Annotated in this window: 13 protein-coding genes; 4 read left to right on the plus strand and 9 right to left on the minus strand. The window is 40.4% G+C overall.

Translation table 11 applies throughout. The features are described 5' to 3' along the window. Positions 1-349: 349 nt before the first annotated feature. On the plus strand, positions 350-1141 hold the full coding sequence (locus M5A78_RS05240) for a leucine-rich repeat domain-containing protein (protein WP_248734233.1): 792 nt from the start codon (positions 350-352) through the stop codon (positions 1139-1141). 209 nt (positions 1142-1350) lie between these two features. Here M5A78_RS05240 and M5A78_RS05245 read toward each other — a convergent pair whose 3' ends face one another. Further along, complete coding sequence (locus tag M5A78_RS05245) at positions 1351-2181, minus strand: aldo/keto reductase (RefSeq protein WP_248734234.1); 831 nt, start codon at positions 2179-2181, stop codon at positions 1351-1353. A 43-nt stretch (positions 2182-2224) separates the two neighbouring features. Further along, complete coding sequence (locus tag M5A78_RS05250; RefSeq protein ID WP_248734235.1) at positions 2225-3436, minus strand: MFS transporter; 1212 nt, start codon at positions 3434-3436, stop codon at positions 2225-2227. 178 nt (positions 3437-3614) lie between these two features. Between M5A78_RS05250 and M5A78_RS05255 the strand changes: the two genes are divergently transcribed. After that, positions 3615-3986, plus strand: a complete 372-nt coding sequence (locus M5A78_RS05255; RefSeq protein WP_248734236.1) for a winged helix-turn-helix transcriptional regulator — start codon at positions 3615-3617, stop codon at positions 3984-3986. A 131-nt stretch (positions 3987-4117) separates the two neighbouring features. Here the strand turns inward: M5A78_RS05255 and M5A78_RS05260 are convergent, their stop codons facing one another. The 3 genes from M5A78_RS05260 to ssb form a co-directional block, all read right to left on the minus strand. Beyond that, positions 4118-5236 (minus strand): 3D domain-containing protein, encoded by a 1119-nt coding sequence (locus M5A78_RS05260; RefSeq protein ID WP_248734237.1) that lies wholly within the window; start codon positions 5234-5236, stop codon positions 4118-4120. A 939-nt stretch (positions 5237-6175) separates the two neighbouring features. Beyond that, positions 6176-6388 carry a hypothetical protein gene (locus M5A78_RS05265; protein WP_248734238.1) on the minus strand — a complete coding sequence of 71 codons (213 nt, stop codon included), beginning with the start codon at positions 6386-6388 and terminating at the stop codon, positions 6176-6178. Continuing rightward, positions 6381-6749 (minus strand): single-stranded DNA-binding protein, encoded by a 369-nt coding sequence (gene ssb / locus M5A78_RS05270; protein WP_248734239.1) that lies wholly within the window; start codon positions 6747-6749, stop codon positions 6381-6383. The genes M5A78_RS05265 and ssb overlap by 8 nt, the downstream gene beginning before the upstream one ends. A 244-nt stretch (positions 6750-6993) precedes the next feature. Here ssb and M5A78_RS05275 point away from each other — a divergent pair, with 244 nt between their 5' ends. After that, positions 6994-7425 (plus strand): YwpF-like family protein, encoded by a 432-nt coding sequence (locus M5A78_RS05275; protein ID WP_248734240.1) that lies wholly within the window; start codon positions 6994-6996, stop codon positions 7423-7425. 243 nt (positions 7426-7668) lie between these two features. Here M5A78_RS05275 and fabZ read toward each other — a convergent pair whose 3' ends face one another. The 4 genes from fabZ to spoIIID all read right to left on the minus strand — a co-directional run bounded on the left by fabZ (position 7669) and on the right by spoIIID (position 10708). Further along, positions 7669-8103: a 3-hydroxyacyl-ACP dehydratase FabZ gene (gene fabZ / locus M5A78_RS05280; RefSeq protein WP_248734241.1), complete on the minus strand. Its 435-nt coding sequence runs from the start codon at positions 8101-8103 to the stop codon at positions 7669-7671. Positions 8104-8353: 250 nt separating this feature from the next. After that, the gene (locus M5A78_RS05285; protein WP_248734242.1) at positions 8354-8683 is read right to left on the minus strand and encodes a DNA-directed RNA polymerase subunit beta; all 330 of its coding nucleotides are present in this window, start codon (positions 8681-8683) and stop codon (positions 8354-8356) included. 479 nt (positions 8684-9162) lie between these two features. Beyond that, positions 9163-10164 carry a rod shape-determining protein gene (gene mreB / locus M5A78_RS05290; RefSeq protein WP_248734243.1) on the minus strand — a complete coding sequence of 334 codons (1002 nt, stop codon included), beginning with the start codon at positions 10162-10164 and terminating at the stop codon, positions 9163-9165. Between the two features lie 271 nt (positions 10165-10435). Next, entirely contained in the window at positions 10436-10708 is a 273-nt protein-coding gene (gene spoIIID / locus M5A78_RS05295) for a sporulation transcriptional regulator SpoIIID (protein ID WP_090762775.1), read from the minus strand. Positions 10709-11348: 640 nt separating this feature from the next. On the opposite strand from spoIIID, the gene M5A78_RS05300 reads away from it, so the two are divergent. Then, the gene (locus M5A78_RS05300; RefSeq protein ID WP_248734244.1) at positions 11349-11660 is read left to right on the plus strand and encodes an MGMT family protein; all 312 of its coding nucleotides are present in this window, start codon (positions 11349-11351) and stop codon (positions 11658-11660) included. Positions 11661-11688: the final 28 nt, after the last annotated feature.

Below are 11688 nucleotides of genomic sequence, written 5' to 3' on the forward strand. Positions count from 1 at the left end.
GTGGTTTGTGGGTTCATTTATGGTGTCAGGCACCGTTATAAAATTAAGGGTTCCAGGGGAAAGCCTAACGGGTTCACTTGTGAGGTGCAAACTTAATAATAAGCAGTATAAATGTAAGACCAATTCGAAAAGAATTGGTCTTTTACTTTTACCTATATATCAACGTTCAATCCGAAGTATGCTCAATATGCTATTACTATCCTTAGAACTTTTTATAATTTTTGCTATGCTTATAAATCAGCAGACGGTTCGATATTGACACCGGCTCAAAGATTAGGGATTGTTAAGAAAAAATATGAAATTAACGATATAATTTATTTAAGATAGTATCAGCAAATGGGGGATTGTAATGTTATTGTTTCCTACTGGAAAACAACCGAAGTTTACTAAAGATTTAAAACAACTTGAAGAGACTCTAAAAGAAATTGCCATTCAGGGTAAGACTGAAAACCTAGAGCTTTTGAAGGATTTTCCGGATATTGAAACAGTGTGGGTATATACTGTTAACCAAAGAGAATTTGATTTAATTATTAATTCCATTAACCCTAAAACCTTATATATTTACGAGATGAGGGTGGAAGATTTATCTGCTTTAGAGCAGCTTGAAAATGTTGAAAAAATATATCTCCGTTGGAATCCTAAAGCAATAAAATTATGGGATATGTCTAAAAACACTAGTCTTAAATATCTTTCTATTGAGGATTTTAAACGATTGAACCAAATTGACCCTATTGAATCGTGTCGCTCTCTAGAGGAATTAAATTTGGCTGGTGGGATATGGACTACCTTGAATATTGATACACTTGCTCCGATTGAACATCTTCAAAAGCTGAGAATTTTGGGTTTATCTAACATTAAACTAAAAGATGAATCTTTAGAGCCGATATCTCATTTAAAGGGTTTATTAGAGCTTGAAATATCGAACCAGTTCCCTACAGAAGATTTTGCAATGCTATCAGTTGAGTTGCCACATACAAAATGCGATTACTTTCAACCATACGTTAAACTGGATGACCCGATTGATGGTAAGGATGTTATGGTTATTGGAAAGAGAAAGCCATTTTTAAATTCATCTGCCGATATAAAAAGGATAGAAAAGTATGAAGAACAGTTCGAGGCGTTTCAAAGAAAATATAAATAACAAAAAGCATCATATGAGAGTGATGCTTTTTTGTGTTATTACTTTCTATTTCACTTGCTAGTTAGAGTGTGAGTTAGAGTGCGATTTATAGCTGCTAATTTCCTTTTTGCACCTCTGAACTAAACCCGTTAGGGAAAGCCCCGGAACCCTTTTTTCATTGGTGAAAAGTACTTTGGTTGACCGCTACCGCAAGAGATAATTAAACTGTATTAAAAATTGAAATTATCCGGGTCTGGGCCGACGCGGTGGTTTTGGTTCATTTCATTGATTTTGTCCATGTCATCTGCCGTTAGTTCAAAGTCGAATACTTGTGAGTTTTCGATGATACGGTGTTCCTTTGTCGATTTTGGGATGGTAACGACGCCATTTTGCAAGTCCCAACGCAAAATCACTTGTGCCACAGATTTTTTGTATTTTTCGGCTATTCCCACTAGGTCCTCATTATCTAGCAACTGCCCTTGCATTAATGGAGACCAGGCTTCGAGCTGGATTCCCTGTTCCCGGCAAAATGCTTGGACTTCTTTTTGCGTTAACCGTGGATGGTATTCCACTTGGTTCACCATTGGTTTGACTTCCGCATCCTTGATTAAGTCTTCGAGATGATGGATTTGGAAGTTACTCACGCCAATCGCTTTTACTCGGCCATCCCTATATAGCTTCTCTAATGCTCTCCAGGCCTCCTTGTACTTTCCAGCAACAGGCCAGTGGATTAGAAATAAGTCTAAATATTCTAAGCCAAGTTTCTTTAAGCTTGTTTCATAGGCGGCAAGGGTAGATTCATATCCGAGCTCGGAATTCCAAACCTTCGATGTTACAAATAAATCTTCCCTAGCGATTCCAGCTTCTTTTATCGCCTGACCGACTCCCTCTTCATTCTCATAAACAGCCGCTGTGTCAATGCTGCGATATCCATGTTTGATTGCTGTTTTCACCGCATTTACCAGCTCTGGTCCTTCTGCAACTTTGAACACGCCCAAACCGAACCAAGGCATTTTTACACCATTATTTAAAGTAATTGTATCCTTTAAGTCGATAATCATTGAATTTCCTCCTAATAAAAAATAATGTATTCTATTTTTTCTCCTAGCATACTTCCTTGGCAAAATCACTTACTTTTTGATCATTATTCTCTAGAGCTCGGCTCCAACCTGTTAAGATGACAGCTCCAAAGACCATCAGTGCTCCAATCCACGTGGTGTGGATGAGTCCAATAGAATCGGTGATAATGCCGCCTAAATAGGAGCCAATCGCAATTCCCGCGTTAAATGCCGCAATGTTGATGGCAGATGCAACATCTACTGCACTGGGCACAAACCTCTCAGCCAGCATCACGACATATACTTGCAAGCCTGGCACATTCATAAAAGCGAGTAATCCCATCAAGATAATCGTTATGAGTCCAGCGATTTTAAAGGGTGCCGTGAACATCAAGGCAAAGAGAACGACAGCTTGGACAATAAACATGTAAAATAGTGAGCCTATCGGATTTCGATTCGAAAGCTTACCACCTATCATGTTGCCAATCGCAATCGCCAGACCATAAGCGAGCAAAATAATCGCTACGGTTCCTTCTTTAAAACCAGTTATATCCTGTAATAACGGTGATAAATAGGTGAAAACAACGAATGTCCCGCCATATCCTAACGCTGTGATGATAAAAATAAGTAAGAGACGTCCATTGGTCAGGAGCTTGAACTGGTCACGAAAGCTGGACTGAGTTCCTTTTTTCAAAAAAGAAGGAACAAGAATTCCGTTGGCGATCAAGCCGATGATGCCGACTCCTACAATGAGGATGAAGGCGAGACGCCAGCCAAATTGTTGGCCGATAAAGGTTCCAAGAGGCACACCCGTAACGGTGGCGACGGTGAGTCCGGAGAACATGATTGAAATGGCGCTAGCCCGACGATTCACCGGGACGAGTTCGGCGGCGATGGTTGAGCCGATGGACATGAATACTCCGTGTGACAGAGCGGAAATCACCCGTGCAGCCAGAAGGACGCTGATGGTTGTCGCGCTGGCGGCCAGGCTATTCCCGATGATAAAAATAATCATAATCCATAGCAGTAATGTCTTTCGTGACATGGTTGATGTCAGGGATGTCACAACAGGGGCGCCGACTGTGACCCCAAGGGCATATAATGAAACCGTCAATCCGGCGGTTGTCAGGGGGATGTTTAAGTCTTGTGCAATTAGCGGCAGTAAGCCGACGCTGATAAATTCCGTTGTTCCTATTGCAAAGGCACTGATGGCTAAGGCCAGCAAGGCGCTTGTATTTTGTTTTTTATTTAAAGACATGGCAGTTCCTCCTTCATTTGTGTATGATTATTTGCAACTGACAAATGTTATTATCGTATATACACAAAATAATGAGAAGTACGCACTTTAAAGTGCTATAGTTACCTTTTGGTGCTATGGGTACTTTTTTGTGCTATGGGTACTTTTTTGTGCCTATAAATAAGGAGATGTATTGTTGATGGAGAAAAAGAAATATAATATATCGGTCGAGGCAACACTCGAGGTAATTGGAGGAAAGTGGAAATGCGTCATCCTTTGCCATCTGACGCACGGGAAAAAACGGACAAGTGATTTGAAGCGACTGATGCCAAATATTACGCAAAAAATGCTGACGCAGCAATTGCGTGAGCTTGAAGCAGATGGAGTCATTAACCGCATCATCTATAATCAAATCCCGCCAAAAGTGGAATATGAGCTAAGCGAATACGGCCGGAGTCTGGAAGGAATTCTTAATTCTCTTTGTGTCTGGGGCGACAAACACATCACCAAGGTTTACGGTGACAAATTCTCCGTCCTTGAGGAAAGCATATTAAACGATAATCTGAAATAAATGGTGCAAATGGTGTTAACAGTGTTATTGGTGTCAGGCACCACCCATGAATAAAAAAATGGTTCCGCTTAAAACTGCGGAACCATTTTTTTGGAATACGTTTCTATTTAATTAATCCATCTTAGTGACTGCTAATCCAAAATAACAATTTTAACTGTTTTTCGGCCCCAGGTTAATGCTTGCGATTTTGTTGGCAATAACACGTCGATGATATGGCCCTTGATGGCTCCGCCAGTATCACCAGCAACGGCCACACCATATCCTTCTACCCAAACTTTACTTCCAAGTGGAATAACTCTTGGGTCGACGGCAATCAATTTCATATTCGGGTTGGCTTTAATATCATAGCCGGCCGCTGTAATATGATAGGAATCTTGAGGCGTGTAAGCGGTGGCAGTAACATACATTTCCTTGCCTTTTATTGCTACGCCCACATTGTTTTGTGATGAGCTGGAAGACGAACCTGAGGCTGATCGTGCCTGTGCCTCCGCTTGTTCACTAGCCATTTTTGCTTGGATATCTTTCATTTGCGACTCAAGGCCTGCTTTTTCCTGTTCTGCAAGTGCCGCCTGCTGCGCGATTTGATTGTATTTATCCTGCATAATGGTTAACGTTTGCTGCCTTTTTTGCAGGTTTTGATCGAGATCCGCCTGCTGTTTAGCAAGCTCCTTTTGTTGTTCCTCTAAAAATTGCTCTTGCTTATCAATCTCTTTTTTATCCTTTTCAATCTTTTGCAGGTCTTCCTTCTGTGAGGTTAAAATATCTTTGTCTGCATCCATCAATTCCGATGCAGCACTGGCGCGTTGGATGAACTCTGAGATACTATCAGACTCAAAGAATAGGTTAAGAATGAGATTAATATTATCATTTTGCTGCATAGCTACGGCACGCTGCTTCATAATCCCTTTACGTCCAAGGATTTTGTCCTCAAGCACAACAATCTCTTCTTTTTTCTTCTCGATGAGTTGGTTCGTTGCGTCTATTTTCTCCTGAGTTGCTGCCATTGCTTCTTTGTTCTTTGTAATAAAAGAATATAATGATTCAAGTTCTTTTTGTATATTTTCTATTTCTTTATTTACAGCCTGCTTTTCTTGTTTCTTTTGCTCTACGATTCTTTGTTTTTCGTCAAGCGCCTGCTTGGCGTTATGTAGGGCTTCGTTACTTGTTTGTGCATATGTAACCGCAGTACCTGATACACATAACAGGATTGTAAGTAACACGAGAATTATACGCTTTAATGACGTTTGCATACTCTTTCTCCTTTCCTTATTACTATATTTATATCAGAACAATATGCCAGTTATGTTACAAAAATATTAAAAGCGTATCACAATTTGTCTTATTACAGAAGAAATTATTACCTCTGTTTCCTATTATTGTAAGTTCTTTCTGGGTTTAACACTGGATAAAACGAAAAAAATTCCATATGTGTTTCTAAATGGTTCCATTTTGAGGTAATTATTTTAATCCATTTTTGTCAAAATAGGAATTATTTTGAAATAGTATTTTGTATTAGAAAAGCACAAAAAACTCATCGATTAGTGATTGAAATTGGATAGAAAGAAGGAAACGACCTACAGTCAGGAGTATTAGAGGGTATTGGTAACCATAACGGAAAGTACCTCAATTTCTTAATAGAAATATCCTTGTTGGATTACCTTAATTTGATCAATCAAATGGAAAAATGAATACCTTATCTAATCAATGGAATTAGGAAGATTTAGTAAAAGAAGTATTTGCGAAAACAACTTATATTAAAAACCCTAAACGCTTTAAGAATACTTAGCCCTAAATAGAAGAAGCCGCTGACACAATGGTCAGCGGCCTCTTTATAAAAAAAACAGGGGGGTTTTTCAATCAGTTTATCCTATTGTATGGATTTTATACCTACTTTCGAAAATCCAAATAAGTTTCTGCTATTAGGCAGACCAAACAAAAAATCCGGCAAGTTTCTGCCGGAAAAATGGGGATGCTGGCGGAGAAATGTTTGATTTTCTTTAACAACTGGTACCGGTTGCGGGGAAAATTTTTCAAAAAACTCGCCGGCAAGCTAATCATGAGGCAGAACTGTGGCGTATTTTGTTGGATGAATTGCTTTTTCACGATAGAGTGTATTTAGTCGAATAGAACCGCTTTTTCACGATAATGTATATTTTGTCAAATGAACATTTTTTCATTATGGTGTTTTTCTAGATTAAATGTGAGGATCTGTGTGGGTGTTTCGAGTAAATTCTGATGAGGCCTCTTTCCCTAAGTTCAAACTGCTGCTCCTTTATGAGCCATTCCAGCTGACTGACGCGTTTTTGTAGGGCGTCGACATTATGGTTAGCTTTTCCAACCATTTTAATTAAGCTCTCTAAAAGCTGCTCCAAGTTTCTAGCATCGTCATCATGATTATCCAATTGGCACTTCCTCCTGCTTTTGCTCAGGAACGACGCCCTGTGGCTTGGCGCCTAAGAAACGGACCGTTTCCGCGACCACCTCTGTCACGTAGACCCTTTTGCCCTCTTTATTATCGTAATTCCGCGTTTGCAGCCTGCCCGTTATCCCGACGACTGAACCCTTGCGACAATACTGGCACGTATTTTCAGCGGCCTTGCGCCAAAGTGTACACTGAACGAAATCGGCGTCAATCTCACCATTGTGGTTGCGGAAGTGGCGATTCACCGCTAACGTTACGTGGGCGACTGGCGTCCCTTCAGGTGTCACTTTTAATTCTGGGTCTTTGGTCAATCGACCGACAAGCGTGACCTGATTGATCATGTTTTCATCTCCTTTTCGTTTGATGGTTTTATCATAGCGCCAGGCCTCCATTGTTGTAAAACAACGATAAGGTTATTTTCGCGGCTGATTTTGCTCGATAATGACATTATTAAGCTAGTTTTTGTAAAATAGTTCTGATTATTTCCCTCCATAAAATGATATTCTAAATTTCGACAAATATTTTTCGACATTTGTTTCTGCCAAACGTATGTTATAATTTAGAAAAAATAAACAGGAGGTTGCGATGAAATCTTTTAAGTTATACTCATTGGAAGTTGTGGATGATGATAGGTCGGTGGAAGTTCCGTTAACAGATGGCTTGATTCTTAATAAGGAAGACGACCGCTACACCTGGCTGCTTGAGGCTTATACAGATCTGTCCCTCTATGATTATTTTAAAAAAATTTCCGAGCAAAACCGCGACATCATCGTCGAAGCGGTGATCACAAAAAAAGAAAATGACCCTGCCTATTTTCAAACAAAAATTTGCTCATTGAATAAATTTGAAAAGCATATTAGCGTTTTATTTGAAGGCCATCTCCGCCGCAATAAAAGTGACTACTCGGAGCTGTTACTTGATATCCTCCTTCAAAAGGGCCTAAATGGTCCGGAACTTCTCGAGGAATTTAAGGAAAAAATGAAAAGTAAGCCTAAGATAAAAGTAAAAAATCCATAATTTTAACTAACCAGTCTCCGGGCTGGTTTTTCTCTTTCACTAGAGTTATTTTTTGTAAATTATGTTGATTTTTTGACTATTTCCATTGTGGTATTATTATTGTCCTTCGCATCGTCTTTATCCGTGTCTGTGTTTTTGTTCTCAGGCTCCTGGTTGCAGCCAATTTATCCGATTCCAAATGAAAAAACGACAGAGATTGCTCCCCGTCGTTTCATTCTGCTATTATCATCATTCTTGTAAAGATTATTCTTTTTTGCCACCTAGAGCGAAGGTGATTTCCGCTTCGCAGGCAATCTCGCCATCCACAGTCGCTACGGCTTTACCCTTTCCGATTGGCCCACGCAGCCGCACGATTTCCACCTCAAGCCGGAGCTGATCGCCAGGCTTCACTTGCTTTTTGAAACGGCAATTGTCAATGCCTGCAAAAAAAGCTAAGCGGCCACGGTTTTCTTCTTTTTTCAATACAGCGACAGCCCCGACCTGTGCGAGTGCTTCGACGATTAAGACGCCAGGCATAACCGGATAATCTGGAAAATGTCCATTGAAAAACTCTTCATTGGCTGAAACATTTTTTATCCCGACAGCTCTTTTGCCTTCTTCTACTTCCAAAATACGATCCACTAACAGAAACGGGTAGCGATGCGGAATGATTTCTTTGATTTGATCAATATCTAACATATGATTTAGTACCTCCTACTAATATCAAGTATATATTCCCTATTCTACTATTAATGCTACACAAAAGGGAAGGGATTTCAGTCCCTTCCCGAGTAAATTTACTTTTTCCATGTGTCAGTATTGCCTAAAAACGACTTTGTGCCCTTACTTATTTCTTGAGTTATAGGCTACCCAAAGATGGAATTTTGTTCCCTTCTTTTTTCCATGAAAAAAATCTGCAAATAAGAAGGGGATTCTCCACCCTTCATCTTTATTCCTTATTCACTAAATCAAGAATATGCGTCCAGGTTGACTCTTTGAAAACATCTGCCACTTTCCCATCTCCAAGTATTCCGTACCCAACAGCTGCCCCAGCCGTTAAACTGATGAAGGTAAATACCACTAATAGGACAAGGCGAAGCCACACCGGAATCAGTCGAATGCGGATCCGCTTAAATTTCTGAGGATCCGACTTCGTTTCGACTTCGGCCCTATCAGCCTTCGCATCTTTCGCCTTTATCTTCTGCTCAGCCTCATATTTGGCCTTTTTATATTCTTCTCTCGTTTTCGATTGTTCCTGGCTTAAATTATTCACAGACATATTATTTCCCCTTTTACTGCATCCGTTAATACCAGCTTATGTCCACGGCTTCAGTGAGTTAATACATATTATAACCAACTTTGGTTTTCGACTATTTATAAATTTGCAGTTGTATTTATTCTATTATAAGAAATTATTCATAATTACACATTAACTTTTTGCAGGAAAAAGTAAATCCTTGCAAAAATTGCGCAAAATTTGCAATTAGATGATGTTTTTTTAATATAAAATACCTAAGGCTAATCATTCCAATCAGACTCAGCCGCTAAATCCCCAGGTAAAATAAAAAAAGTCTAATGAGCGAGGCTTATCCTGCCTGCTTCATTAGACTTTTTTTGTGCTGCTGGCCATGACCTTTGATGGTCTCAGCAGCTTAAACTAGTTTTTAACTATAACGATTACTAATTTTCTGATTAGTGTTCAACCAATGAATGGCACAAACGAATCCCAATCTTCTTTTTTCAAAAATGAACTTGCTCTTACCCTAACTTCCGGCTCGGAATCCGATCGATATTATCAAGCATGATGCCTGTACCAATCGCTACGCAATCCATTGGATTTTCCGCAACGAGAACTGGAACCTTCAGCTCGTCCGCAAGTAGCATGTCAATTCCGTGTAGTAATGCCCCGCCGCCAGTTAAGATCACGCCGCGGTCGATGATGTCGGCAGAAAGCTCTGGCGGTGTGCGCTCAAGAACACTTTTTGCAGCCTGAACGATAACAGACACGGATTCACGCAATGCGCCTTCGATTTCTTCAGAACGAACGGTAATCGTGCGCGGTAAACCGCTCACCATGTCACGGCCGCGAATTTCCATTTCTTCTGAACGGGATCCAGGGAATACTGTACCGATATTGATTTTAATATTTTCAGACGTACGCTCCCCAATTAACAGCTTGTACTCGCGCTTGATGTAGCTGAGGATTTCCATGTCGAACTTGTCGCCGGCCATTTTAATGGAGGAAGAAGTCACGATATCGCCCATTGAAAGCACTGCAACATCTGTCGTTCCTCCCCCGATGTCCACTACCATATTCCCGCTTGGCTGGAAAATGTCCATGCCTGCGCCAATTGCAGCCACCTTTGGCTCTTCTTCTAGATAAATCTTTTTGCCGCCGCTTTTTTCGGCAGCTTCTTTGATTGCCTTTTGCTCAACACTGGTGATGTTTGTTGGGCAGCAAATCAAAATTCGCGGCTTCGATAAAAAGCCTTTCACATTTAGCTTATTAATAAAATGCTTTAACATTGCTTCTGTAACATCAAAGTCAGCGATGACGCCATCTTTCAACGGGCGAATCGCGACAATATTCCCAGGTGTACGTCCGACCATGCGGCGAGCTTCTTCGCCAACAGCCAAAACACGGTTTGAATTCTTATCAATTGCCACAACAGATGGCTCATTTAACACAATTCCACGACCCTTAACGTGAATCAAGACGTTAGCCGTTCCTAAATCGATTCCAATATCCCTTGCAAACATTCTCTTTTCTTTCCTCCTTGAAAACAAAAATCCTCATACTTTACCTAATTGTATATTTTATCATATTCATTAAAATTTCCATAATGATTTGATAAAATAAGTAGAATTTTGTTGAGTACTGTCAGAATTGGAGAATTCCAAGAGAACAATGGGTTTCCTTCCTTGAAGTACATGGATTTCCTGAAAAAATGACGGATCACAATCAAAAAAGTCAGTTGTAAAATTGCCTGAAAGACACAATTTCTTCAAAAAAACTATAGAAAGTTGCGGATTATTTAACAGCCTCGCCTTCTTGTTCTTCTTTTTGATATTTCATTTTGGTCGCCTCTCCACCCCGGAGGTGCCGGATCGATTTATGATAATCTAGAATTTCTTTTACCTCGTTTGCCAGTTCTGGATTAATTTCAGGAAGTCTCTCTGTCAAATCCTTATGGACTGTACTTTTGGATACGCCAAACTCCTTCGCAATCACGCGAACCGTTTTCCTCGTCTCCACGATATACTTTCCAATCTTGATAGTTCTCTCTTTGATGTAATCGTGCACACTCTCGCCCTCCCTAATATGGATGTGAGTAGTGTGAAATAAGGGCCCGCTTTCACTCCAACGATTTCTGCTTCCGCTGGTGTCAGGCACCACAAAAGGACATTTGTACGTGTCCAGTGGACACTATCCTAATTTGGTTTCATCTGGCGCCACGCGGATGAAGGTAATGTACCTTCTGAAATACAATGAATAATCATGTCCCTGACTGGATACCCGCTAACTTCAAACGACTCCTCACCTCAAACACTCTCTTTGTTAAGGTTTGTAACAGTTTATTAGCTTGGATACGGGTTTATGCACAAAATCCACATTCAGGACCATTCAAATCCGAAGTTTTTTGAAAATAGGACAATAGAACGTTTTTCGACAACCGCTGATTTGCCCGTGCCACTAGGTTTTATCTTAGAAATATGCCTACAGCTGTGTAATTTACTTAGAAATTTGTCGAGAGAAAATTTTTTCCACAACCTCGAAAACTCCTTATTTTTTCATCAACTGACCTAAACTAGTAATTTAATTTCAAGGGGCTATTGATAATCTTAACGATTACGGCTACGAGTTCAAATATATCCCGTTTCCTCGACCTTCTTTTTTCAAGTATTATATAATGGTCATACGTTGATCAGAAAGGATAATAACCATGACACCCTTTACAGAAGCTGTGGTTGAAATCATTCGAAATATACCAGCAGGCAGGGTCATGACCTACGGCCAGATTGCTGGCCTCGCTGGAAGCCCGCGCGCTGCCCGCCAGGTCGTCCGTATCCTCCATTCAATGAGCAGGGCGCATCGCCTTCCCTGGCACCGCGTCATTAACGCTAAGGGGCAGATTGCCCTTCGGGATGACGATTCCTACAATGAGCAATGGATGTCACTTGAGGCGGAGGGGGTTGTAATTGGTCTTAACGGTGCCATCGATTTGGGAGAATATCAGTGGAATCCGCACGTATAAAAAAATAGCTAGGGAGACACTTAATTGC

Source organism: Neobacillus rhizosphaerae (assembly GCF_937468385.1).
Taxonomy (GTDB): Bacteria; Bacillota; Bacilli; order Bacillales; family Cytobacillaceae; genus Neobacillus; species Neobacillus rhizosphaerae.